Source organism: Burkholderia sp. AU27893 (genome assembly GCF_002223205.1).
Lineage (GTDB): Bacteria > Pseudomonadota > Gammaproteobacteria > Burkholderiales > Burkholderiaceae > Burkholderia.
In genome coordinates, this window is record NZ_NKFD01000003.1 from 319,156 (window position 1) to 344,178 (window position 25,023).

The 25,023-nt window shown below is 66.8% G+C and carries 21 protein-coding genes; 9 read left to right on the forward strand and 12 right to left on the reverse strand.

Going from position 1 to position 25,023, the window contains the following annotated elements; all coding sequences use genetic code 11:
* Positions 1–41 precede the first annotated feature (41 nt).
* The gene (locus tag CFB47_RS19560; protein ID WP_256946716.1) at positions 42–1,166 is read left to right on the forward strand and encodes a YhcG family protein; all 1,125 of its coding nucleotides are present in this window, start codon (positions 42–44) and stop codon (positions 1,164–1,166) included.
* A 178-nt stretch (positions 1,167–1,344) separates the two neighbouring features.
* On the opposite strand, the gene CFB47_RS19565 is transcribed toward CFB47_RS19560, so the two are convergent.
* Positions 1,345–2,133, reverse strand: a complete 789-nt coding sequence (locus CFB47_RS19565; protein WP_039367952.1) for an IclR family transcriptional regulator — start codon at positions 2,131–2,133, stop codon at positions 1,345–1,347.
* A 228-nt stretch (positions 2,134–2,361) separates the two neighbouring features.
* Between CFB47_RS19565 and pcaF the strand changes: the two genes are divergently transcribed.
* Positions 2,362–3,564, forward strand: a complete 1,203-nt coding sequence (pcaF, locus tag CFB47_RS19570; protein ID WP_089441529.1) for a 3-oxoadipyl-CoA thiolase — start codon at positions 2,362–2,364, stop codon at positions 3,562–3,564.
* Positions 3,565–3,655: 91 nt separating this feature from the next.
* Here pcaF and CFB47_RS19575 read toward each other — a convergent pair whose 3' ends face one another.
* The 3 genes from CFB47_RS19575 to CFB47_RS19585 all read right to left on the reverse strand — a co-directional run bounded on the left by CFB47_RS19575 (position 3,656) and on the right by CFB47_RS19585 (position 5,680).
* A complete protein-coding gene (locus CFB47_RS19575) occupies positions 3,656–4,183 on the reverse strand; it encodes a DUF523 domain-containing protein (protein WP_089461993.1) in 528 nt (175 codons plus the stop codon).
* A gap of 82 nt (positions 4,184–4,265) precedes the next feature.
* Positions 4,266–4,826: a GNAT family N-acetyltransferase gene (locus CFB47_RS19580; protein ID WP_089461994.1), complete on the reverse strand. Its 561-nt coding sequence runs from the start codon at positions 4,824–4,826 to the stop codon at positions 4,266–4,268.
* Complete coding sequence (locus CFB47_RS19585) at positions 4,823–5,680, reverse strand: class I SAM-dependent methyltransferase (RefSeq protein WP_089461995.1); 858 nt, start codon at positions 5,678–5,680, stop codon at positions 4,823–4,825. Before CFB47_RS19585 ends, CFB47_RS19580 begins: the two co-directional genes overlap by 4 nt.
* 323 nt (positions 5,681–6,003) lie before the next feature.
* Here CFB47_RS19585 and CFB47_RS19590 point away from each other — a divergent pair, with 323 nt between their 5' ends.
* The gene (locus tag CFB47_RS19590) at positions 6,004–7,548 is read left to right on the forward strand and encodes a PAS domain-containing methyl-accepting chemotaxis protein (protein ID WP_089461996.1); all 1,545 of its coding nucleotides are present in this window, start codon (positions 6,004–6,006) and stop codon (positions 7,546–7,548) included.
* Positions 7,549–7,961: 413 nt separating this feature from the next.
* Positions 7,962–9,506 (forward strand): PAS domain-containing methyl-accepting chemotaxis protein, encoded by a 1,545-nt coding sequence (locus CFB47_RS19595; RefSeq protein ID WP_089461997.1) that lies wholly within the window; start codon positions 7,962–7,964, stop codon positions 9,504–9,506.
* A gap of 119 nt (positions 9,507–9,625) precedes the next feature.
* Here the strand turns inward: CFB47_RS19595 and gabD are convergent, their stop codons facing one another.
* Positions 9,626–11,095 (reverse strand): NADP-dependent succinate-semialdehyde dehydrogenase, encoded by a 1,470-nt coding sequence (gene gabD, locus CFB47_RS19600; protein WP_021156413.1) that lies wholly within the window; start codon positions 11,093–11,095, stop codon positions 9,626–9,628.
* 92 nt (positions 11,096–11,187) lie between these two features.
* Positions 11,188–12,477, reverse strand: a complete 1,290-nt coding sequence (locus CFB47_RS19605; RefSeq protein ID WP_179254855.1) for a 4-aminobutyrate--2-oxoglutarate transaminase — start codon at positions 12,475–12,477, stop codon at positions 11,188–11,190.
* A 119-nt stretch (positions 12,478–12,596) separates the two neighbouring features.
* On the opposite strand from CFB47_RS19605, the gene CFB47_RS19610 reads away from it, so the two are divergent.
* Entirely contained in the window at positions 12,597–14,108 is a 1,512-nt protein-coding gene (locus tag CFB47_RS19610) for a PLP-dependent aminotransferase family protein (RefSeq protein WP_089461998.1), read from the forward strand.
* 118 nt (positions 14,109–14,226) lie between these two features.
* Here CFB47_RS19610 and CFB47_RS19615 read toward each other — a convergent pair whose 3' ends face one another.
* Genes CFB47_RS19615 through CFB47_RS19625 form a run of 3 tightly spaced genes read right to left on the reverse strand, consistent with a single transcriptional unit; the run spans position 14,227 to position 17,459 of the window.
* Positions 14,227–15,759 (reverse strand): SLC13 family permease, encoded by a 1,533-nt coding sequence (locus CFB47_RS19615; RefSeq protein ID WP_089459080.1) that lies wholly within the window; start codon positions 15,757–15,759, stop codon positions 14,227–14,229.
* 30 nt (positions 15,760–15,789) lie between these two features.
* Positions 15,790–16,563 carry an IclR family transcriptional regulator gene (locus tag CFB47_RS19620; RefSeq protein ID WP_089459079.1) on the reverse strand — a complete coding sequence of 258 codons (774 nt, stop codon included), beginning with the start codon at positions 16,561–16,563 and terminating at the stop codon, positions 15,790–15,792.
* Positions 16,560–17,459, reverse strand: coding sequence for an N-formylglutamate amidohydrolase (locus CFB47_RS19625; protein ID WP_089461999.1), 900 nt, complete (start codon positions 17,457–17,459; stop codon positions 16,560–16,562). Before CFB47_RS19625 ends, CFB47_RS19620 begins: the two co-directional genes overlap by 4 nt.
* 349 nt (positions 17,460–17,808) lie before the next feature.
* On the opposite strand from CFB47_RS19625, the gene CFB47_RS19630 reads away from it, so the two are divergent.
* Positions 17,809–18,912 carry a porin gene (locus CFB47_RS19630; RefSeq protein ID WP_179250244.1) on the forward strand — a complete coding sequence of 368 codons (1,104 nt, stop codon included), beginning with the start codon at positions 17,809–17,811 and terminating at the stop codon, positions 18,910–18,912.
* Positions 18,913–18,947: 35 nt separating this feature from the next.
* Here CFB47_RS19630 and CFB47_RS19635 read toward each other — a convergent pair whose 3' ends face one another.
* Positions 18,948–19,784 carry a DMT family transporter gene (locus CFB47_RS19635; protein WP_089462000.1) on the reverse strand — a complete coding sequence of 279 codons (837 nt, stop codon included), beginning with the start codon at positions 19,782–19,784 and terminating at the stop codon, positions 18,948–18,950.
* Positions 19,785–19,899: 115 nt separating this feature from the next.
* On the opposite strand from CFB47_RS19635, the gene selD reads away from it, so the two are divergent.
* The 3 genes from selD (at position 19,900) to CFB47_RS19650 (ending at position 22,954) form a co-directional block, all read left to right on the forward strand.
* Positions 19,900–20,964, forward strand: a complete 1,065-nt coding sequence (gene selD / locus CFB47_RS19640; RefSeq protein WP_089462040.1) for a selenide, water dikinase SelD — start codon at positions 19,900–19,902, stop codon at positions 20,962–20,964.
* A gap of 72 nt (positions 20,965–21,036) precedes the next feature.
* Complete coding sequence (locus CFB47_RS19645; RefSeq protein WP_089462001.1) at positions 21,037–21,627, forward strand: LysE family translocator; 591 nt, start codon at positions 21,037–21,039, stop codon at positions 21,625–21,627.
* A 247-nt stretch (positions 21,628–21,874) separates the two neighbouring features.
* Entirely contained in the window at positions 21,875–22,954 is a 1,080-nt protein-coding gene (locus CFB47_RS19650) for a purine nucleoside permease (RefSeq protein ID WP_089462002.1), read from the forward strand.
* 219 nt (positions 22,955–23,173) lie between these two features.
* Here CFB47_RS19650 and CFB47_RS19655 read toward each other — a convergent pair whose 3' ends face one another.
* Both CFB47_RS19655 and ceoR read right to left on the reverse strand, forming a co-directional pair.
* Entirely contained in the window at positions 23,174–23,467 is a 294-nt protein-coding gene (locus tag CFB47_RS19655; RefSeq protein ID WP_089459074.1) for a DUF4148 domain-containing protein, read from the reverse strand.
* A 407-nt stretch (positions 23,468–23,874) separates the two neighbouring features.
* On the reverse strand, positions 23,875–24,879 hold the full coding sequence (ceoR, locus tag CFB47_RS19660; protein ID WP_089441543.1) for a putative multidrug efflux transcriptional regulator CeoR: 1,005 nt from the start codon (positions 24,877–24,879) through the stop codon (positions 23,875–23,877).
* Positions 24,880–25,023: the final 144 nt, after the last annotated feature.

Genomic DNA, 25,023 nt, shown 5'->3' on the forward strand with positions numbered 1-25,023 from the left:
TGTGTTGCGCGGTCATCTCCGTGTTCCGCGGAGGGGATCGCATGGGCAACAGGACGCTTTCTATGACAACCGCGAAAAGATCTGTCGTGCCGGCCGGCTATGCCGACGTCCATAGTGGCATCGTCGAATTGCTCGAGGCCGCACGCCATGCGGTGGCCCGCAAGGTCAATGCGCTGATGACGGCGAGTTATTGGGAAATTGGTCGCCGTATCGTCGAGGCTGAGCAGCAGGGAAGGCGGCGCGCAGGATACGGCGAGCAGTTGATCGAGCGCCTCGCGAACGATCTCACCGGGCGGTTCGGTCGCGGGTTCAGTCGCCAGAACTTGCAGCAAATGCGGTCGTTCTTCGTGACCTGGCCAATTCGCCAGACAGTGTCTGGCGAATCTTCCCCGGCATCGGTCCACCCGAGGCGGCTCGACGAACTGGCACAGTGCTTCACGCTGCCGTGGTCGGCCTATGTGCGGCTGCTGTCGGTCAAGGACGACCAGGACCGCCAGTTCTACGAGGCCGAAGCCCTGCGCGGCGGGTGGAGCGTGCGCCAGCTCGACAGGCAGGTCGGCAGCCAGTTCTACGAACGCACGGCGCTGTCCCGAGACAAGGCCGCGATGCTGGTCAAGGGCGAGAAACGCAAGCCGGCGGACACCGTCACGCCCGACGACGCGATCAAAGACCCTTATGTGCTGGAGTTTCTGGACCTCAAGGACGAGTACTCGGAGTCCGACCTTGAGGGTGCGCTGATCGAGCGGCTGGAAGATCTTCTGATCGAGCTCGGCGAGGAGTTTGCTTTTGTCGGGCGTCAGCGCCGGTTGCGTATCGACCAGACCTGGTATCGGGTGGACTTGCTGTTCTTCCATCGTCGGCTGCGCTGTCTCGTCATCGTCGACTTGAAGCTCGGCAGCCTGACCCACGCGGACGTGGGCCAGATGCACCTGTATTGCAACTACGCCAAGGCGCACTGGACGCTTCCTGACGAGAACCCGCCGGTGGGTCTGATCCTTTGCGCCGACAAGGGACACGCACTTGCGCGGTATGCGCTAGAGGGTTTGCCCACCAAGGTCATGGCAGCAAACTATCGAACCGTGCTACCGGATGCGGAGTTGTTGCAACGAGAGTTGGAGAACACGCGGCGCATGCTGGAGTCTCGCGTCAGGCCGCTCCGAAGATAGCGGAGCACGCCGATACGGGCGGCCGCGTCGGCTTGGCGGAGTGTCTCGGTCTGCATCGGAGCGCCATCTCTGCCGGCGCAGTGTTGACGACGATACCCACAGCGTTGCCGCTCCGCCCACGTCGAAGAACCAGCAGGGCGGCAACGGCTTCATCGTCGCCGTGCGTGGCGGCTTGTACTCACCCCCGCCGCGCCACCAGCTCCGACACCGTCTGCGCGGCCTGCTGCAGCGGCCCGAGAAACTCCTTCACCATCTGCTTCGCGGTATGCCGCTGCGCGTTGCCGCTGATGTTCATCGCCGCGATGATCTGCCCGCGCCGGTTGCGGATCGGCGCGGATAACGACATCAGCCCCACTTCGAGTTCCTGGTCGACCACCGCCCAGCCCTGCTGGCGCACCTGCGCAATCGCCGCCTTCAGTTCGCCGAGGTCGGTGATCGTGCGCGGCGTATGCGCGCGGATGCCGCTTTGCGCGAGCGTCTCGTCGAGCTCGGCGTCGTCGAGCGCGGACAGCAGCACGCGGCCCATCGACGTGCAGTACGCGGGCAGCCGGCTGCCGATCGACAGGTTGATCGTCATGATCTTGCGGGTCGGCACGCGCAGCACGTAGACGATCTCGGTGCGGTCGAGCACGGCCGCCGAGCAGCTTTCGTGGATCTGCGCGGACAGCTGCTCCATCACGGGATCGGCGAGATTCCAGAACGGCATCGACGTGAGGTACGCGAAGCCGAGCTCGAGGATCTTCGGCGTGAGCCGGAACAGCCGGCCGTCGGCCTCGACGTAGCCGAGCGTCTGCAGCGTGAGCAGGATCCGGCGCGCGCCCGCGCGCGTGAGCCCGGTGGCCGAGGCGACCTCGGTGAGCGTCTGCTCCGGACGGGCCGCGTCGAATGCGCGGATCACCGCGAGGCCGCGCGCGAACGACTGGACATAGGAGTCGCCGGGTTTCGTCTGAGTGTCTTCGGTTGTCATGAGCGCCTGGAATATCGTGCAGCCGAGAAGATAGCGCATGGGGCCTGACACGCCAACCGCGCGGCGGACCGCACGCTTGACAGGTCGTCCCCGCACTCCCTATGATGCGGTGAACGTTCGGTACACGATCTTATGTTCGTATATAGAACATTTAAGCGCATCCCGACGGGCAATGCAAGGGGCGCGCCCTGTTCATTCCCCCAGCCTGTCCTGGGACCGGAGACACTGATGACCGAAGCTTTTCTGTGTGATGCGATCCGTACGCCGATCGGGCGTTACGGCGGTGCACTGTCCGGCGTGCGCGCCGACGACCTGGGCGCGGTGCCGCTCAAGGCGCTCGTCGAGCGCAACCGCGACGTCGACTGGACGGCGATCGACGACGTGATCTACGGCTGCGCGAACCAGGCCGGCGAGGACAACCGCAACGTCGCGCGCATGTCGGCGCTGCTCGCAGGGCTGCCGCAGGGCGTGCCCGGTTCGACGATCAACCGCCTGTGCGGTTCCGGGATGGATGCGGTCGGCGTGGCCGCGCGTGCGATCAAGTCCGGCGAGGCCGCGCTGATGGTCGCGGGCGGCGTCGAGAGCATGACGCGCGCGCCGTTCGTGATGGGCAAGGCCGCGAGCGCGTTCGCGCGCCAGGCCGACATCTACGATACGACGATCGGCTGGCGCTTCGTCAATCCGCTGATGAAACAGCTGCACGGCGTCGATTCGATGCCGGAGACGGCCGAGAACGTCGCGGTCGACTACGACATCAGCCGCGCCGACCAGGATCTGTTCGCGCTGCGCAGCCAGCAGAAGGCCGCGCGCGCGCAGCAGGACGGTACGCTGGCCGAGGAAATCGTCGCGGTCACGATCGCGCAGAAGAAGGGCGATCCGCTGGTCGTGTCGCGCGACGAGCATCCGCGCGAGACGTCGCTCGAAACGCTGGCGAAGCTGAAGGGCGTCGTGCGCCCGGACGGCTCGGTGACGGCCGGCAATGCGTCGGGCGTCAACGACGGCGCCGCCGCGCTGCTGCTCGCGAACGAGGAAACCGCGAAGCGCTTCGGCCTGACGCCGCGCGCCCGCGTGCTCGGGATCGCGACGGCCGGCGTCGCGCCGCGCGTGATGGGCATCGGCCCCGCGCCGGCCACGCAGAAGCTGCTCGCCCGGCTCGGGATGACGATCGACCAGTTCGACGTGATCGAGCTGAACGAGGCATTCGCGTCGCAAGGTCTCGCGGTGCTGCGCATGCTCGGCGTGGCCGACGACGATCCGCGCGTGAACCCGAACGGCGGCGCGATCGCACTGGGCCATCCGCTCGGCGCGTCGGGCGCGCGTCTCGTGACCACCGCGATGTATCAGCTGCATCGCACGAACGGCCGCTTTGCGCTGTGCACGATGTGCATCGGCGTCGGCCAGGGCATCGCGATCGCGATCGAGCGCGTCTGACCTGCGTCACACGGCGAAGCGGCAGCGCACGCGCCGCTTCGTCCGATTCGAATGGATGCGCGGCACGAGGTTCTCGTGCCGCGCATCGTCGTTAACCGGCCTGCGACAACTCCTTGAGGCGCGCATCGAGCGCGTCGATCTCGGTGTCCGCGAACACTTCGATGCCATGTTCGCGCAGCAACGCCGCCGTGACACCGGCGCCCGCGTGCCGCCGGTTCTCGAAACTCCCGTCATAAATGAACGTGCTGCCGCACGACGGACTGCCGTCGGCGAGGATCGCGAAGCGGCAATCGTGTGCGCGCGCAAGGGCCAGCGCGGTGTGCGCGCCGGATACGAACGGCGCCGTCACGTCGGTGCCGTTCACGTCGACGATGCGCGCGGCGCCTGCCAGCACCCGCTGCCCCGATTCGCCGCCGGCGATTTCGGCGGGCGGGCGCGGCACGCTGAAGCCGCCGGCCAGTTCGGGGCAGACGGGCACGAGACGCCCTTCGCGCTGCCACCGTTCGAGCGCCTCGTGCGCGGCGGTTTTGGCCGAGCCGTTGTAACGGACCGGATGACCGATCACGCACAGGCTGACGAGGATCTTCGGTATGGCTTGCGGCTGCGCTTCGTTCTGCAATTTCGCTCTCCGTGATGCGGCGATAGCCGATGGCGGCCATGGCAAAGCGGGAAATTCCACGCTTCACCCGCCCGCCGGTGCGTTAGGCCGTCGGTCCTTCCAGATGAATGTCCTCCGGCTCGAGCGCGTACAGCGCCGGGTCGGGCGACGCGCTGACCGTGAAGCCGAGCCGCAGGTAGAAGTCGATCGTGTTCCGCGACGGCGTCGCGGACACATACAGGCGCGCAGCGCCCATCGCGCGTGCCTGCTCGCGGGCCGCGCGGTAGAGCTGCTGGCCGAGCCCGCAGCCGCGCCAGTCGTGGCTCACGTGCAGGAACTTCAACTGCAGCATGTCGCCGTGCGGGCCGAGCGGCTGGCTGTCGACGACGACCGCCGCGACGAGCCGCGCGCCGTCGAACATGCCGAGACACCAGCCGCCGCGATCGTGGCAGTCGAGCAGGATCGGCGTGTAGTGGTCGGCTTCGCCGTCGGGCCAGCCTGCGACGTCATAAAAATCGGGAACGAGATGCAGCGCGCCATCGCGCAGCACGTACAGGTGCTCGATGATCTCGCGCCGGTCGATGGTCCACACGAGCGGCACGTCGTCGCGCGTGAGCAGGCGGGCGGACAGTGCGTCGCGTTCGGCGGCGGTGCGGCGCGTCATGCGGCCTCCCGGTGCGCGGCGATCGCATACATCAGCGGCAGGCGCGGCATGTGATCGGGCGGCACCATCCGGCGGCCGTCCAGCTCGCGCATGCCGTCGAAGCCCTTCCAGCCGTTCGCGTACGGATATTCGGTCAGGCGGTCGATCGCGAGCCCCGCCGATACGAGCGCGTTCACGACTTCGCCGATCCCCCACATGAACTCGTAGCTCGGATGCGGGTTCGCGAAATCGACAACGCCCGGATGGTCGTGCTGCGCGCCGAGCCCCGTGCCGGATGCGGCAACGTAATCGCCGACGCCTGCCGGCTCCTCGGTCGCATCGCCTTTGAAATAGTCGTAGTGCGGCTTCCAGTGTTCGTCGAAATACAGCGCGAACGGATGGAACTCGACCATCGCGAAACGGCCGCCGGGCGCGAGCAGCGCGGCGATCCCGCGGGCCCATGCGTGCAGGTCGGACAGCCAGCAGATCGCGCCGTACGACGTGAACACGCGATCGAATCGCTCGCCGCGCGCGGCGGCCTCGGGCATCCAGTCGAGCACGTCGGCGCGCTCGAAGCGTGCGGGCAGGCCCGCGTCGGCCGACAGTTGCCGTGCGAAGGCGATCGCTTCGTCGGAGATGTCGACGCCCGTCGCGTCCGCGCCGTCGCGCACGAGGCTCAGCGTGTCCTGCCCCGCGTTGCATTGCAGGTGCAGCAGCCGCAGCCCGCTGACGTCGCCGAGCAGTTCGCGTTCTTCCGGGAAGAGCGTCGAGCCGCCTGCGCGGAAAAATGCAGCCTGATCGCCTTTATGACTGTTATGCGCGACTGTCGCCGTATTCCAGGACAGCCGATTCAGTTCGTGCAATGCTTTTTTCATCGAATTCGAATACCGATTGAATGGAGCAGGATAGACGGAATCGTTTCGCCGCGTGCAACGGCCGGCGGCGTCGGCGTGCCGTGCGGCCAGGCTGGGCGGTGCGGCGTGATATGTGGATGAACGCGCGCAGCGAATATTGCCGGATTATTTGATCGAAATCATGGCGGCCGCCGAATTGAATATTTTATGCGATCAAAGGGTAAGGTTTTTCCCCAATATGCCGACAGTAAGTGAAGACCGTCGTAAAGCGATAAACCGTTTTTCGGCTACTGAGCGTGAAGTCAGCGCGACGCGGACGTCAGATCCGCTTTTCGGAGCCTTGCATGCGCAACAACCAGCCCGTTACCCACCAGGAATTCGATTTTCCCGACGACGTCACGCTGATGTCGACGACCGACGCAGACAGCATCATCACGTACGCCAACACGACGTTCGCGCAGGTGAGCGGCTTCACGAACGAGGAACTCGTCGGCCAGCCGCACAACGCGGTGCGCCACCCGGACATGCCGCGCGAAGCGTTTGCCGACATGTGGGCGACGCTCAGGCGCGGCGAGCCCTGGACCGCGCTGGTGAAGAACCGCCGCAAGAACGGCGACCACTACTGGGTGCGTGCGAACGCGATTCCGGTGATGCGAAACGGCGAGCCGCAAGGCTACATGTCGGTGCGGACGAAGGCGCCGCACGACGAGTCCGCGGCCGCCGACGCGCTGTATCGCGCGTTCCGCGAAGGCAAGGCCGGCCAGCGCCGGTTCCACAAGGGGCTGGTGATCCGTACGGGGCTGCTGCGCATCGCGTCGCTGTCGCAGACGATGTCGGTGCGCGCGCGCGTGCACTCGGCGCTATGCGTACTCGCGCCGGCGGTCGTTGGCGCGGGCTGGGCATGCGGGCTGGCGGGCGGCGGGCTCGCGGCGTTTGCCGGCGTGACGGTCGGCGTGGCGGCGGCGGCCGGCCTGTGGCTCGATGCGCAGATCGTACGTCCGCTGAAGCGGCTGCACGACCAGGCGCTGAACGTCGCGACCGGCGAAAGCCGGCGCGGCGTGCGGATGAACCGTGTCGACGAGATCGGCATGACGCTGCGCACGATCAACCAGCTCGGCCTGATGTTCCGCTGGCTCGTCGACGACGTCAGCGAGCAGGTGCACAACGTGCAGCGCGCGAGCAACGAGATCGCGCAGGGCAACAACGACCTGAGCGCGCGCACCGAGCAGGCGGCGTCGAGCGTGCAGGAGACGGCCGCGTCGATGGCCGAGATGACGGCGACCGTCGACAGCAACGCGGAGACCGCGCTGCAGGCGAACCGGCTCGCGATGTCGGCGAGCGAGGCGGCGGGGCGCGGCGGGCAGGCGGTGGGCGAGGTTGTCACGACGATGAGCGACATCACGGCCAGCTCGCGCAAGATCGCCGACATCATCGGCGTGATCGACGGCATCGCGTTCCAGACCAACATTCTTGCGCTGAACGCGGCGGTGGAAGCGGCACGCGCGGGTGAACAGGGGCGCGGCTTCGCGGTGGTCGCGGGTGAAGTGCGGGCACTCGCGCAGCGCAGCGCGAATGCGGCGAAGGAGATCAAGACGCTGATCGGCGCGAGCGTCGAGCGCGTCGAATCGGGCGCACGGCGCGTGGACGAGGCGGGCAAGACGATGGAGGATATCGTCGCGCAGGTAAAGCGCGTGTCGGACCTGATCGCGGAGATCAGCTCGTCGACGGCCGAGCAGAGCACGGGGGTTGCGCAGGTCGACCAGGCGGTGGTGCACCTGGACAACATCACGCAGCAGAACGCGGCGCTGGTCGAGCAGAGCACGGCGGCGTCAGAGAGCCTGAAGCAGCAAGCGACGCGGCTGGTGGATGCGGTGAACGTGTTCCGGTGATCGTCGGGGCGCGCACGTGATGTGCGCGCCAAATCAAACCATCCGGGTTGACGCGCGCAATGCGCGTTCAGATTTTTCGATTCATTGAAAATGCGGAAAACGAGAAATATTCGTATTCAGGATTTCACGTTTTTGATTTGGATCAATTCAGGCGAATTACGTTGAATCGTCAGATGAATATCCACCAAACCGTTGCCAGTCATGGTGTTTAGTTTCATCCATAAACAATGTTTTCGGTAAAAACAAGATAATGCTTTTCTAATGCATATTTTCCCGAATACACCATAATGTTTTCGTGGAATTTGCCGAAAGCGCAGGGGTAAGACCAACGTGCATGCGGACAGGCCGTCATGCGCGGCGTCTCGAATCAATCGACAAGCGGACGCAAGATCCGTTACCCGGAGCCCCACACCATGCGCAACAACCAGCCCGTCACGCAACGCGAATTCGATTTTCCCGATGACGCGACCCTGATGTCGACCACCGACGCGAACAGCTACATCACCTACGCGAACGCGGCCTTCATCCAGGTCAGCGGATTTTCCCCCGAAGAGATCGAAGGCCAGCCGCACAACGTCGTGCGCCACCCGGACATGCCGAAGGAGGCGTTCGCCGACATGTGGGCGACGCTCAAGGGCGGCGAGCCGTGGACCGCGCTCGTGAAGAACCGCCGCAAGAACGGCGATCACTACTGGGTGCGCGCGAATGCGATTCCGGTGATGCGTAACGGCCAGCCGAAGGGCTACATGTCGGTGCGCACGAAGGCGACGCGCGACGAGATCGCGGCCGCGGAGGCGCTCTACAAGGAATTCCGTGAAGGGCACGCCGGCAACCGGCATTTTCACAAGGGGCTGATCGTCCGCAAGGGCGTGGCCGGATTCACGTCGCTGTTCCAGACGATGTCGGTGCGCGCGCGGCTCCATGCGTCGCTGTGCGTGCTCGCGCCGGTCGTGGTGGCCGGTGGCTGGGCGTGCGGGCTGGCCGGCGGCGGGCTCGCGGCATTTGCCGGTGTGACGGCCGGCGCGGCGGCTGCCGCGGCGCTGTGGCTCGATGCACAGATTGCGCGCCCGCTGATGCAGTTGCGCGACGAGGCGCTGCGCGTGGCGACCGGCGAAAGCCGCAGCGGCGTGCGGATGAATCGCGTCGACGAAATCGGCATGACGCTGCGCACGATCAACCAGCTCGGTCTGATGTTCCGCTGGCTCGTCGACGACGTCAGCGAACAGGTGTTGAACGTGCAGCGCGCGAGCAACGAGATCGCGCAGGGCAACAACGACCTGAGCGCGCGCACCGAGCAGGCGTCGACGAGCGTGCAGCAGACGGCCGCGTCGATGGCCGAGATGACGGCGACCGTGTCGAGCAATGCGGAGACGGCGCTGCAGGCGAACCAGTTGTCGGTATCGGCGAGCGACGCGGCCGAGCGCGGCGGGCAGGCGGTGAGCGAGGTGGTCGCGACGATGAACGACATCACGGCCAGCTCGCGGAAGATCTCGGACATCATCGGCGTGATCGACGGCATCGCGTTCCAGACCAACATCCTTGCGCTGAACGCCGCGGTGGAGGCGGCGCGGGCCGGCGATCAGGGGCGCGGTTTCGCGGTGGTCGCGGGCGAGGTGCGGGCGCTTGCGCAACGCAGCGCGAATGCGGCGAAGGAAATCAAGACGCTGATCGGCGCGAGTGTCGAGCGGGTCGAATCGGGCGCACGGATCGTCGATGGCGCGGGCAAGACGATGGAGGACATCGTCACGCAGGTGAAGCGCGTGTCGGATTTGATCGCGGAGATCAGCTCGTCAACGGCCGAGCAGAGCACCGGGGTTGCGCAGGTCGACCAGGCAGTCGTGCACCTGGACAACATTACGCAGCAGAACGCGGCGCTGGTCGAGCAGAGCACGGCGGCGTCGGAGAGCCTGAAGCAGCAGGCGACGCGGCTGGTGGAGGCGGTGAACGTGTTTCGGTGATGAGCGGTGGAAGAAGTGACGCGGGCACGACGGAGAGAGAGGGACGCCGGCCCGCGTCGGACCGCCCGGTTCCGGCCGGGCGGTCAGGGCCTGTCGCCGGAGCGCCAGGCCCCGAACCGTTAGACGGCGAGGCAGAGGTACTTGATCACGACGTAGTCGTCGATGCCGTAGTGCGAGCCTTCGCGGCCGAGGCCCGACTGCTTCACGCCGCCGAACGGTGCGACTTCGTTCGAGATCAGGCCCGTGTTCACGCCGACCATCCCGTATTCGAGCGCTTCCGCCACCTTCCACACGCGGCCGATGTCGCGGCTGTAGAAGTACGCGGCCAGGCCGAACTCGGTGTCGTTCGCGAGGCGGATCACTTCGTCGTCGCTGCCGAACTTGAACAGCGGTGCGAGCGGCCCGAACGTCTCTTCCTTCGCGACCTTCATCGCCGGCGTGACACCCGTCAGCACGGTAGGCTCGAAGAAGCCATGGCCGAGCGCGTGGCGCTTGCCGCCCGTCACGACGGTCGCGCCCTTCGCGAGCGCGTCCTCGATGTGTGCCTCGACTTTCAGCACCGCGGCTTCGTTGATCAGCGGACCTTGCGTGACGCCCGGCTCCGTGCCGCGGCCGACCTTCAACTGGCCGACGGCTGCCGCGAGCTTCTGCGCGAACTGGTCGTACACGGCTTCATGTACGTAGAAGCGGTTCGTGCACACGCAGGTCTGGCCGCTGTTGCGGTACTTCGATGCGATCGCGCCCTGCACGGCCGCATCGAGATCCGCATCGTCGAACACGATGAACGGTGCGTTGCCGCCGAGCTCCAGCGACACCTTCTTGACCGTCGCCGCGCATTGCGACATCAGCAGGCGGCCCACCGGCGTCGAGCCGGTGAACGACAGCTTGCGCACGATCGGGTTCGACGTCAGCTCGCCGCCGATCGCCTTCGGGTCGCCCGTGACGACGCTGAACACGCCCGCCGGCACGCCCGCGCGCTCGGCCAGCACGGCCATCGCGAGCGCGGAGAACGGGGTCGCCTCGGCCGGCTTCACGACGATCGGGCAGCCTGCGGCAAGCGCCGGGCCGACCTTGCGCGTGATCATCGCCGCCGGGAAGTTCCACGGCGTGATCGCCGCGCACACGCCGATCGCTTCCTTCGTCACGACGATGCGCTTGTCGCTCGCCGGCGTCGGGATCGTGTCGCCGTACACGCGCTTGCCTTCTTCCGCGAACCACTCGAGGAACGATGCGGCATAGCCGATCTCGCCTTTCGCTTCGGCCAGCGACTTGCCTTGTTCGGTGGTCAGGATCAACGCGAGATCGTCGGCGTTTTCCATCATCAGGTCGTGCCACTTGCGCAGGACGACCGCACGTTCCTTCGCGGTCTTCTTGCGCCACGCCGGCCAGGCGGCGTTCGCGGCTTCGATCGCGTGACGCGTCTCGGCCGTGCCCATCGCCGGCACCGTGCCGAGCAGGCCGCCCGTCGCCGGATTGCGGACTTCGAACGTCTCGCCGTTCGTCGCGCCTTGCCATTCCCCGTTGACGTACGCCTGCTGGCGGAACAACGACGGGTCTTTCAGTGCCAGGGTTTCCTGAACCGTGCTCATATGAATCACCTGCTTCGAAAAGGACGGATGAAACGGCCGCCGCCGTCATGAAGACGGCGGCGGCGCATTCAGTGGATGAAGTCGACGGACACTCAGGCCGGCACGCCGACCGTTTCCTTCAGCACTTCCTCGAGGATCACGAGCGCTTCGTCGAACACGGCTTGCGGGATCGTCAGCGGGAACAGGAAGCGCACGACGTTCGAGTACACGCCGCACACGAGCAGCAGCAGGCCGCGCTCGAGCGCACGCGCCTGCACGCGCTTCGTGAATTCCGCATCCGGCTCGCCCGAGCCCGGCTTCAGGAACTCGACCGCGATCATCGCGCCCGGGCCGCGCACGTCGGCGATCTGCGGCACGTCGGCCTGCAGGGCGTTCAGCTTCGCCTTCAGCACGTCGCCGAGTTGCGTCGCGCGCTCGCACAGCTTCTCTTCGTCGATGATCTCGAGCACCGCGTGTGCCGACGCGACGGCCAGCGGGTTGCCCGCGTACGTGCCGCCCAGGCCGCCGGGCGCTGCCGCGTCCATCACGTCCGCACGGCCGACGACGCCCGACAGCGGCATGCCGCCGGCGAGGCTCTTCGCCATCGTGATCAGGTCGGCCAGCACGTCGTAGTGCTGCATCGCGAACAGCTTGCCGGTACGCGCGAAGCCCGTCTGGACTTCGTCGGCGATCAGCAGGATGCCGTGCTCGTTACAGATCTTGCGCAGCGCGCGCACGAACTCGGCCGGCGCCGCGTAGAAGCCGCCTTCGCCCTGGACCGGTTCGAAGATGATCGCGGCGACGCGCTTCGGATCGATGTCGGCCTTGAACAGCATCTCGATCGCCTTGATCGAGTCGGCGGTCGTCACGCCGTGCACGGCGTTCGGGTACGGGGCGTGGAACACGTCGCCCGGGAACGGGCCGAAGTTCAGCTTGTACGGCGCGACCTTGCCGGTCAGGGCCATGCCCATCATCGTGCGGCCGTGGAAGCCGCCCGAGAACGCGATGACGCCCGGACGGCCGGTCGCTGCGCGCGCGATCTTGATCGCGTTCTCGACGGCTTCCGCGCCGGTCGTGAAGAACGCGGTCTTCTTCGGGAAATCGCCCGGCGCGCGGTCGTTGATCTTTTCAGCCAGCTCGACGTACGACGCGTACGGGACGATCTGGTACGCGGTGTGCGTGAAGTTGTTCAGCTGATCCGCGATCGCCTTGACGATCTTCGGGTGGCGGTGGCCGGTGTTCAGCACCGCGATGCCGGCGGCGAAATCGATGAAGCGGCGGCCTTCGACATCCCACAGTTCCGCGTTCTCGGCGCGGGCTGCGTAGAAATCGCACATCACGCCAACGCCGCGCGGGGTGGCGGCGTTCTTGCGGGCCTGCAGGTCGGCATTCTTCACGGTCATCTCCTTGATGTTCTTTCCGGTGAGTAGAAATCGGGCGCTTCGACCGCCCATGGAGGCGACTATAATCACATTTGGCTCTGGCAATCAGAGCCATTTCAATAAATATTCAGGAGCCAATCATGCGCGCGAGCGTGTTGTCGGACTGGCTGGCGCAGCGCCTCGTGCGCGGCGGCGAACAGCCGATCTACCGGCAGCTTCACCGGCTGCTGCAGCAGGCGATCCTGTCGCGCGAACTGCCGGCCGGCACGCGCGTGCCGTCGTCGCGGCTCCTGGCCGCCGAGCTCGGGATCGCGCGCAACACGGTCACGCAGGTTTACGAGCAGCTTGCACTCGAAGGCTACGTGAACTCGGCGACCGGCCGCGGCACGTTCGTCGCCGACAGCGCGCCGGACGAGATCGTCGGCGCGCCGACCGACGCGGCCGCCGCGCGCCCGGCGCTCGTGCAGCCGTCCGCGCGGCGGTTGTCCGCGCGCGGCACGCGGCTCGTCGAAGGCGCCGGCGTGTCGAAGCGGCAGGGCGGCGCGTTCATGCCGGGCGTGCCCGATGTGTCGCGATTTCCGGCGCGCGTGTGGACGCGGCTGCACAACAAGTACTGGCGGCGCCTGCGCCCCGACCTGCTGACCTACGCGCCGGGCGGCGGGCTCGCGCTGTTGCGCGAGGCGCTGGCCGACTACCTGCGCACGTCGCGCTCGGTGCGCTGCACGCCCGAGCAGATCGTGATCACGACCGGGATCCACCAGTCGATCGACCTCGCTGTGCGGCTGCTGACCGACCCGGGCGACGCGATCTGGACCGAGGATCCGTGCTACTGGGGCGTGCGCAGCGTGCTGAACGTATCGGGGCTGACGACGCGGCCGATCCCGGTCGACGACGAAGGGATCGCGCCATCGCCCGCCGATCTCGCCGAGCCGCCGAAGCTGATGCTGGTCACGCCGTCGCACCAGTATCCGCTCGGGATGGTGATGAGCCTCGCGCGGCGGCGGATGCTGCTCGAATACGCGCGCCAGCACGGCTGCTGGATCATCGAGGACGACTACGACAGCGAATTCCGCTACGGCAGCCGGCCGCTCGCGTCGCTGCAGGGTCTCGATACGGCCGGGCAGGTGATCTATGTCGGCAGCTTCGGCAAGACGCTGTTCCCGGGGCTGCGGGTCGGCTACCTGGTCGCACCGGAGCCGCTCGCGGAAAGTTTCGCGACCGCCAGCGCCGAGCTGTATCGCGAAGGTCAGTTGCTGCAGCAGGCGGTGCTGGCCGAATTCATCGCGGAAGGGCACTTCGTGTCGCATATCCGCAAGATGCGCACGTTATATGGGCAGCGCCGCGAGGTGCTGCTCGATGCGGTCGCGCAGCGCTATGGCGACACGCTGCACGCGCTCGGCAGCGATGCGGGGCTGCATCTGGTCACGCAGTTGCCGAACGGCGTCGACGATCGCGCGGTCGCGCAGGCCGCGCTCGAACGCAATATCGTCGTGCGGCCGTTGTCGGGGTATTACGCGGATCGCGAACGGGCGGCGTCGGGGTTGCTGCTCGGCTATGCGTGCGTGCCGGAGGACGAGATCGCGACCGCGTTCGCGACGCTCGCCGAGGCGATCGACGAGCGGGCGTTTGGTCGGGTGGTCGAGGTGGCTTGAGCGGTGTATTCGACGGCGGTATCGCGTGGCGATGCCCGCCGTGGCCATCGATACCGGACGGCGGCGTGCGCTGCGCACCACGAAGAGCACGCGCGTTGTGCAGACCCTGCCGTGAACCTCAATACCCGATCCACACCGCGAACGTCAGCACGACGCACGACAGCGCCAGCAGCGTCAGGAACAGCGGCAGCACGAAGCGGATCCACGCACCGAAATCGACGCGTGCGGTAGCCAGATACGCGAGCAGCATCCCGGACGTCGGCGTGACGAGGTTCGTCAGCCCGCCGCCGAGTACGAACGCGAGCACCGACGTCTGGCCGCTCACGCCGGAGAGCTGCGCGATCGGCCCGATGATCGGCATGCTGACCGCGGCCTTGCCCGACACCGACGGAATGAACACGTCGAGCACCATCTGCACTCCCATCAGCCCGTTCGCGACCCACACCGGCGACTGCCCGTCCGCGAGTCGCGTGAAGAAGTGGATCAGCGTGTCGAGCACGAGGCTGTTCTGCAGCAGCAGTTCGACGGACGCGGCGAGCCCCATCAACAGCGCGGCGAGGATCATGTTCTTCATCCCGTCGACGAACGCGTCCGCCGCACTGCGCGAATCGAGCCCGCCGATCACGGCCGTCACGATGCTCACGAACGTATAGAACGCCGCCAGCTCGACGTTGCCCCACTTCAGTTCGCGCGTGCCGTAGATCAGCATCGCGACCGCCGCGGCGAACACGGCCAGCGTCGCCTTGTGGCGCAACGACAGCTTCGCGGTTGTGTGTGCGGCATGGCCGGCGGCGGTCTGCCCGGCGCGATAGCCGGTGCTGCGCACGTAGCGCAGCAGGTACAGGATGCCGATCGTCAGGAAGACGACGAACACGGCCGCGCGCAACGCGACGCCGCTGAACAGCGGCACGCCGACGAGCGGCTGCGCGACGGCCAGCGCGAGCGGGTTCGTCACCGACGCGATATAGCCGATCTTCGCGGCGAGCGCGACCAGTGCGACCGCGAACAGGTCGGAGAGACCCAGGCGCCGCGCGATCACGACCACCATCGGAATGATCACGAGGTACTCGGAGATGAAGCCGAGCAGCGTGCTGCCGAGCCCGATCAGGATCATCAGCATCGGTGTCAGCAGGTACGCATTGTTGCCGGTGAGCTGCAGCAGCCGGTCGATGCCCGCGTCGACCACGCCGGTGCGGCGCATCACGCCGAACATCCCGCCGACGAACATCACCATCACGATCAGCGGCGCGTTCTTCAGCAATCCTTCCGGTATCGCGACGAATGCCGAGACGAGGCTCGCGGGCATCGCATGCGTGGGCGTGCTGTGGCTGACCGCCGGTGCAACGAGCGTCGTGAGCGCGGTGGCCTTCGGCACCACGTGATAGGTGCCCGGCACGACGAGCCGGCCGTTGCGCTCGAAGCGGCCGGAATCGACGCTCCACGTGAGCGCGATCGCGACGGCCAGCACCCACAGCATCATCACGACCGGATGCAGCATCTTGCCGTGCGGATGCGGCGCGCGGCCGGCGTGGGCCGATGCGTCGCCGGGCGCATTGCCGGCCGCGTCGTGGGTCGCTGCGTCAGCCGGTGCCGCGAGCGGGGTGGCGTCGGCGGCGCGTGCGCCGGCAGGGTTCGGAGAAGAGGCGGTCATCGGATCCTCGTCGGAGAAGGAAGCGGGCCGTCAGGCCGGTTGCAGCGCGGCGCGCGCCGGGACGTAGCCGAGTTCGGCGGAAATCGCGAGGCTGCACGCCTGCAGTCGTTCGAGATAGTCGGGAATGTCGGCGTGGCTCACGCGCGCCTCGGGCCCCGTCACGCTGACCGATGCGACTGTCGCCCCCGTCAGGTCGCGCACCGGCACCGCGATCCCGACCGCGCCGGGCGTCACCTCGCCGCTGCTCACCGCGTAGCCTTTGCGCGCGACCGCGTCGAGTTCGCCGGCGAGCTTCGCCGGATCGTCGGCGTGCCCGTTTCGGCGCAGTTGCGCGAGATAGTCGTCGCGCACCGCGTCGGGCGCGAACGCGAGCAGCACCTTGCCCGATGCGCCGAAATTGATCGGCCGGCGGTTGCCGACCGCGCCGACGGTGCGCACCGTGTGCGTCGTTTCGCAGCGCGCGACGCACACGGATTCGAGCCCTTCACGCACGCGCAGCACGATGGTCTCGTTGATCGCCTGGTTGAGCGCGAGCATGTGCCGGTGCGCGGCGCGCACGAGCGCGTTCTGCTGCGACGCGGCCACGCCGATCACGAACGCCTGCGGGCCGAGCGCATAGGTGGACGTGCGCGGATCCTGCACGACGAAGCGGTGCAGTTCGAGCGTGCACAGCATCCGGTACGTGCGCGACTTGTTGATGCCGAGCTGCGACGCGAGCTCGGTCACGCCGAGGTTCGGATGCTCGGCCACGTAGGTCAGCAGCTTCAGTGCGCTGTCGACGGCGTCGACGATGTAGGTCGTCATGCGGTGTCTCCCTGCGGCGCGATGCGCGCGCGGACGTAATCGGCGAGTGCGTCGAGATACGCGTCGACCGAGCGCTTCAGCGTGGCGAAGCCCGCGTGTTTCGCGAACGCGGCCTCATCCATGTACAGCGCGCGGTTGAATTCGATCTGGATGCTGTGGCGCTGCCGCGCGGGATCGGCGAGCGCGGTCAGCAGGTCGCCGCCCTGGTACGGGTCGTTGACCTGCACGCGATAGCCGGCGTCGGCGAACCATTGCGCGGTCCACGTGGTGAAGGCCGGGTCGGCGGTCGTCCCGCGTCGATCGCTGACGACGACGTCCGGCCGCCATGCGCCGGCGTCGACGTTCATCGCGTTGCCGCGCGACTTCATCGAATGGCAGTCGATATGCCACAGCGCGCCGTGCGCGGCGTGCAGCGGCTCGGCGATGCCGGCGAGCGCGTGGCGGTACGGCAGGTAGTACGCGTCGATTCGGTGGCGTACTGCCTCGAGCGACAGCTTGCGGTCGTACAGCGGCACGCCGGGCAGCGCGTCGCGCCGGATCAGCCCCATCCCGCGCTGCGTGTACGGCTGAGGCGACAGCGGCTCGGGCCACGGCTCGGCGAGCAGCGTTGCGTCGATGTCGGTTTCCGCGCGGTTCGGATCGATGTACGCGCGCGGAAACGTCGCGCCGAGCAACGTGCCGCCGCGCGCGGGCGTGCCGGCCCACAGTTCGTCGACGTACGCGTCCCACGTCGTGCGGATCGCGTCATCGGGCGCAACGGTGGCGAAGTCCGGCGGATACGCGATGCCGCTGTGCGGCGAATCGACGACGATCGGCAGGGCCGGCACCGTCGGCGTCGCGACGAAATACGCAGGCGATGCGCCGGCAGTCGCGTTGTTGCAATTAAACGTCAGCATGGGGATCAGGTTCTTTACCTAGTTTCTCGAAGCGTCTCGTGCGTTTGTTTTAATCATTAAAACAGCGTATCAATATTTCACAACGACTGAAAATCGCGGTCAAGGGCTTTTTACGATGCCGGGATTGCGTGTCGTAATCGGGCTGGAATGACCGTGTTTATTGGACTTGTTTCATTCCTTGAAACGCCTGTGGATTCAGGGGTATTCGACTCCCATGTGAGATTTTTGGCATCGCTTGACGCTATAAATCGCCGAATTCGACAATTAATAAGACGATGTTTTATTCAATAAAACACGCGTCGAGCGAAATAAATCGCTCCCCATATTCAATCGATAAAAGGGGTCGGAGATGAAGCGAAAAGGAATGGCGGTCGCGCTGGCGGGACTCGCAACGGTGGCGGGCGCGATGCACGCGCATGCACAGTCGAGCGTGACGCTGTACGGCGTGGTCGATTCGGGGATCACGTATACCAACAACCAGAACGGCCACGCCGCGTGGCAGGCGACCGGCGGCAACGAGCAGGGCACGCGCTTCGGGCTGCTCGGCAAGGAAGACCTCGGCGGCGGCACGCGCGCGGTGTTCCGGCTCGAGAACGGCTTCAACATCGAGAGCGGCGCCGCGAGCCAGGGCGGCCGGCTGTTCGGGCGCCGCGCGTACGTCGGGCTGGAAAACGACCGCTGGGGCACGCTGACGATGGGTCGCCAGTACAACGCGGCGCAGGAAGTGCTGGAGCCGCTGCAGATCGGCGCGACCACCGCGCTCACGCAGTACGCGCTGCACCCGTTCGACACCGACGACCTGAACAACACGTTCCGCACCAACAATTCGGTGCAGTACCAGACGCCCACCTGGTACGGCTTGCGCGCGGTCGGCCTGTACGGCTTCTCGAATTCGACGTCGTTCGCGCAAAACCGTGTGTGGAGCCTCGGCACGAGCTACGAGAACGGGCCGCTGCAACTCGGCGCGGCCTACGTGCGCGTCGATCATCCGGCGCTCGACACCACCGGCGCGGCGGCATCCGACAACTACTACACGTTCATCAAGGGCGTGACGCGCCAGCAGATCTGGGGCGCGGGCGGCGCGTATGCATGGGGCGCCGCGACGTTCGGGGTGCTGTACACGAGCTCGCTGTTCAACCTGCAGACGGGCGGCGCGATGCGCTTCAACAACTACGAGGGCAGCGTGCGCTACCTGATGACGCCCGCATTGCAATTCGCGCTTGGCGAAACCTACACGCAGGTGCTCGCGTCGCAGGGGCCGAAGCCGAGTTCGCACTACCTGCAGACGAGCGTCGGTGCGCAGTATTTCCTGTCGAAGCGCACCGATATCTACGTAAACGCGTTCTACCAGCGTGCGTCGTCGAACACGGTGGCCGCGATCGAAGGCATCTCGAATCCGTCGAGCACGCGCACGCAGATCGTCGCGGTGACGGGCATCCGCCACAAGTTCTGACGCGGCGGCGGGCCGCGGGCGGGCGCTGGTTCTGCTTACAGCCGGATCAGCGCCGCGCCCGCCACCACCAGCGCGCATGCGGCGAGCCGCTGCGCGCCGGGCCGCTCGCGCATCACGAGCCAGCCGATCGCGACCGCGAAGATCGAGCTCGTTTCGCGCAGCGCCGACACCGTCCCGACCGGCAAGTACCGGTACGCGAGGATCACGATCCCGTACGCCGCGAGCGAGATCGTGCCGGCGATCGCGCCCTGCGTGAGCGCGGTGCGCGAGCCGAGCACCGCGCGCGGGCCGCCCCGCACCGCGCAGACCAGCACGAACTGCGGCACGCTCCACAGCACGTACACCCACGCGATGTAGCCGAGCGCGCTGCCGGACACGCGCGAGCCGATGCCGTCGCAGATCGAATACGCGGCGATGAACACGCCCGTGAGCAGCGCAAACGGCACGCCTTCGCCGGAGAACCGGAAGCCGCGCCGCAGCGCGAGCGACATGATGCCGAACGACACGAGCGCGATGCCCGCGAAGCCGAACGGCGTCGGCCGCTCGTGCAGCATCGCGAGCGCGAGTACCGACACGAGCAGCGGAGAAATCCCGCGTGCGATCGGGTAGATCTGTCCGAATTCGCCGCTGCGATATGCGCGCGCCAGCGTGAAGCAGTACGCGACCTCGAGCACGGCCGACCCGGCGATGTACGGCCATGCGGCGGGCGCCGGGGCGGGCAGCAGCGCGGCGCCGGCGACGCCGAACACGAAATACGGCAGCGACATCGTGCCGAGCTGGACGAGCCGGTCTTCGCTCACGTGGAGGAAGGCATTCCAGATCGCGTGCAGCAACGCGGAGCACAGCACGAGGCCGATGAAGAGGTGGTCCATGGACGAAGCGGCGGACAGGGGCGGGAGCGGAGGCGGCGCGATCATTATGTGGGTATCGGGCGCACTCGCAAGGAATTGTCGATAATGGCGTGTTGTTATTCACCGGATGCCGACCATGACCGAAGCCACCCAAGCCCAGCCTGCCGTTCCGCGCCTCACGAGCCTGTCACATGGCGGCGGCTGCGGCTGCAAGATCGCGCCGGGCGTGCTGTCCGAGCTGCTGAAGCGCGCGACGCCGCCCGCGCTGTTCCCGGATCTGCTGGTCGGCACCGAGACCTCCGACGACGCGGCCGTCTATCGCCTCAACGACGAACAGGCGATCGTCGCGACCACCGACTTCTTCATGCCGATCGTCGACGATCCGTTCGACTTCGGCCGCATCGCCGCGACCAACGCGCTGTCCGATGTCTATGCGATGGGCGGCAAGCCGATCCTCGCGCTCGCGCTGGTCGGCATGCCGATCAACGTGCTGCCGCACGAAACGATCGCGGCCGTGCTGCGCGGCGGCGAATCCGTGTGCGCGGACGCTGGCATCCCGGTCGCGGGCGGCCATTCGATCGATTCGGTCGAGCCGATCTACGGACTCGCGGCAATCGGCGTCGTGCATCCGTCGCGTGTGAAACGTAATGCGGCCGCGCGCGCGGGCGACGTGCTCGTGCTCGGCAAGCCGCTCGGCGTCGGCGTGTTGTCCGCCGCGCTGAAGAAGAACCAGCTCGATGCCGACGGCTATGCGCAGATGGTCGCGACGACCACCAAGCTGAACCGGCCGGGCGCCGAGCTCGCCGCGCTGCCGGGCGTGCATGCGCTGACCGACGTGACGGGCTTCGGGCTGCTCGGCCATACGCTCGAGCTGGCGCGCGGCGCGCACCTCACCGCGCGCGTGCACTATGCGTCGCTGCCGTGGCTCGCGGGCGTCGAGGCGTTCGTCGCCGATGGCGTGTTTACCGGCGCATCGGGCCGCAACTGGGCCGCGTACGGCGCGGACGTGCAGCTGGCCGCCACGCTGCCGCCCGTCGCGCAGGCGCTGCTGACCGATCCGCAGACGTCGGGCGGCTTGCTCGTCGCGTGCGCGCCCGACGCCGTCGACGACGTGCTCGCGTGTTTCCGTGCCGACGGCTTCGACCGCGCGGGCGTGATCGGCGAGATGGTGGACGGGCCCGCACGCGTCGACGTCGCGTGACGTTCACGCGCCACACAGGATTTTTTCGCGGTCGCTAGAATCGATGCCTTCCATCGAAGGCATCGACGACCGATGAACGACTTCCTGTTCGGGCTGATGATCGCGCTGTCGGTCGGGCCTGTCGCGCTGATGATCGCGAACTACGGGATGCGCGCCGGCACCGCAAGCGGCGTGCGCGCGGCGGTGGGTGTCGCGACGGCCGACGGCTGCTATGCGGTCGTCGCATTCACGCTTGGCGCGATGCTCGCGAGCACGCTCGCCGCCCATCTGTCGCTGTTTCGGCTGGTCGGCGCGCTCGTGCTGCTCGCAATGGGCGCGCGGATGCTGTGGCAGGCACTGCGGGATCGCCGCCGTACGTTCGACGGTGATGCACGGCCGCCAGGCAGCCGCCCGTTTTCATCGATGTTCTTCGTCACGCTGGCGAACCCGCTCACGATCCTGTTGTTTTATGGCTATGCAACGGCTGCCGCCGGTGCGCATCGACACTGGCTGCTGGGTGCCGCGTGCGTGTTTGCCGGCAGCCTCGCGGGGCAGCTCGTGTTCGCATTCGGCGGCAGCGTGATCGGCCGGATCGTGAAGTCGCCGGCGCTGCTCGCGGCGAGCCATGTGGTCGCCGCGCTTGTCGTGCTGGGTTACGGGGTGGCGGGGCTGGCGCGGTTGTAGCGGTTCGCCGGGTTACGCGCGTGCCAGTGCGATTGACATGTCGGTGTCGAGCAACCGGATAGTAATCCTGATGGTGTGTCGACGCGCGGAGACCATTTCCTTCGTCATTCCCGCGCGTAGCGGACCCGCACCGACGCACCGTCGCCGTTTCGTAGTCGGGTTCCGCATCGGGCACGCGCGTTCTATACTCCGACGCGCAGTCTACGAGAGCCGTTCTCACCCAACATCATCGAAACAAGGAACGCCGATGCTGACTCGCTCCATTCTTTCCGCCGCTGCATTCTCGCTCGCAGCCTGTGCGACCGCGCCGTCGATCGCGCAGGACAACCAGGGCAACAACGCGGGCAACAATGCATTCGCCGAGACCGGTGCACAGGGCCGCCCGGTCAAGGTCATGATCATCACGATGTTCGGTCCGGAGGGCCAGGCCTGGCTCGACCGGCTCGGCCCGTGGCGCGACATCGCCGTACCCGGCCTGTCGCCCGATTATCCGAACGTGCATTGCAACAAGCAGGACGTGTGCGTGGTCACGACCGGCATGGGCTATGCGAACGCGTCGGCGACGATCATGGCGCTCACGTTCTCGCAGCGCTTCGATCTGCGCCGCACGTACTTCCTGATCTCCGGCATCGCGGGTGTCGACCCCGCGCAAGGCACGGTCGGTTCGGCCGCGTGGTCGAAATACCTCGTCGATTTCAGCCTGCAGTGGGAGCTCGATGCACGCGAGATTCCGGCCGGCTGGAATACGGGCTTCCTCGGCATCAACACGAAGAGCCCGAACGACAAGCCGCCGCTCGACTATCGCACCGAGGTGTTCCAGCTCAACCCGCAGCTGACCGACGCCGCGGTCGCGCTGTCGCGCAACGTCGTGCTCGCCGACAGCGCGCAGGCGCAGGCCGCACGCGCGAAGTTCAACTACGCGCCGGCGAACCGGCCGCCGACGGTGATCCAGTGCGACACGTCATCGGGCAACACGTGGTTCTCGGGCACGCTGATCGGCGAGCGCGCGCGCCAGTGGACGAAGATCCTGACCAACGGCAAGGGCACGTACTGCATGACCGCGCAGGAAGACAACGCGACGTATGAAGCGCTCAAGCGCGCGGCGAGCGTGAAGCGGGTCGACCTGTCGCGCGTCGCGGTGCTGCGCACCGGATCCGATTTCGACCGGCCGTATGCAGGGCAGACGAGTGCCGACAACCTGCTGAACTACGCGGACCAGGGCGGCTTCGCCCCGGCGACCGAAAACCTGTATCGCGCGGGCAATCCGCTCGTGCAGGACATCGTGACGCACTGGGGCGAATGGCGCGACGGCGTGCCGCGCCGCTAAGTACCGGCCGACGACTCAGCCGTGATCAATGCGAATGCGGGGCCGAACGGAACGGCGTCCACACCGGCGTGGTGTCGTCCCAGTGATCGAGCGGCGAAGGGAGTTGATCGTTCATCATGTTCTCCTGCAACTAACTATCTAGCTGACTGACTCGGCGAGTCGTCGATGGCGGGCTCGAAACGCCGCGCGCGGGGTAACCCGTTGCGCGGCGTTGCGCGTTTACCGGCCCCCGCCGGCGAGCTGGTTGCTTTCCGGCAACGAGCGATACGGGCCTTGCACCAGTTCGAGCCCTTGCGGATACGAGTTGGCCTTGCGCAGGTACGCGAGCGTGCCGTCCTTGCGAGCCTGCTCGACTTCCGCGCTCACTTCGGCGCGCGTGCGCGGGCCGTTGTGTTGCGAGTACCACGACGTGTTGCCGTAGTCGCCGGCATGCGCGGTGCCGGAATCGGCGAACGCCGGGGCGGACACGGCGAGCGTGAGGGCGAGGGCGGAGAGAAGATGGCGGCGGTTCATGGCGAGACTCCTAGAATGTCGGAGCTGGCGCTGAGCGCTTACTCCGGTCCCATCAAGCGGGATCTGTTCGATGCGCAACGAGGTGCGCGACAGGGTTTACTCTAGGTATCTGTTCCGTCGCGATAAATGCGGCAGATGCGAATTGAATTGTCGTGTCAGTGGAACAATCGCCATCCGTACACCCGGCAGGGTTATGCGGAAATCGCTAGAACCCGCTTGCAGCGGGCCTCGCACGGGAGCGGCGACGGCGCGCGGCGACGCAGGCGGACGATTGCGTCGCACGGCACAAAGGTTTGCTGCGGATTCGGGAAGGATCGGGTGCGCCGGGCGGGAAATGGGGCGCGGAGGCGGGACGACACGCGGGCGGGGCAGCCCGCGTGTGCGGTTCAGTTGCTCAGTTCAGTCGCTTACGCAACCCACTCGTTGATGACCGGCGTGTCGAGCGCGGGCGCGCGTTCGGCTTCCTCGAACGTGCGCTTGCTGCACGTCGCGTCGAGGCTGCCCTTGCCGCTCAGCAGCGGGCAGCGGTCGAACACCTCGGCGATCCAGTCGACGAACACGCGCACCTTCGGCGACAGATGGCGGCTGTGCGGATACACGACCGAGATCGGCATCGGCAGCGGCTTGACGCCCGGCAGCACTTCCTTGAGCCGGCCTTCGCGCAGATGCGGCAGCACCATGAAGAGCGGCGGCTGGATCAGCCCGAAGCCTTCGATCCCGCAGGTCACGTAGGCATCCGCGTCGTTCACCGACACGATGCCTTCCATCTTCATCTCGACTTCCTTGCCGTCGGTCAGGAACGTCCAGTCGATCGTGCGGCCGGTGCGGCTCGAGAAATAGTTGACGGCCTTGTGCTGGCTCAGGTCGTCGATCGTCTGCGGCTCGCCGTGGCGCTCGAGATAGTCGGGCGATGCGACCGTCACGCATTCGAACAGGCCGACCCGGCGCGCGACGAGCGACGAGTCCTGCAGCGCCCCGACGCGGATCACGCAATCGACCCCTTCCTGCAGCAGGTCGACCGGCCGGTCGGACAGGCCGAGCTGCAGGTCGATGTCCGGATAGCGCGTATGAAATTCGCACAGCGACGGAATCACGAGCAGCCGCCCGATCGAACCGGGCATGTCGATACGCAACTTTCCGTGCGGCTTCCGGTTGTTCGCCTGGAAGCTTGCCTCGGTTTCCTCGACGTCCGCGAGGATCCGCACGCATCGTTCGTAGTACGCGGCGCCGTCCGGCGTAAGCGACAGCCGGCGGGTGGTCCGGTGCATCAGCCGCACACCGAGGAACGCTTCGAGATTCTGGATGATCGTCGTGACGGACGCTCGCGGCAAGCTGAGCGTTTCTGCTGCCTTGGTGAAGCTGCTTGTATCGACGACGCGAGTAAACACCTGCATGGCCTGAAGCCGGTCCATCACAACCTCCGCAATTTAATGAGCCTCCGGAACAAGAAGGCTGCGCTACCTCGTGGGTAAACGCAGCCTCGGATTGTTCGGGGGCGTTGAATTGTGTTGCCGGATTATAGGCATTTATCCCAATGTCTGCCGGACCCAGAATTC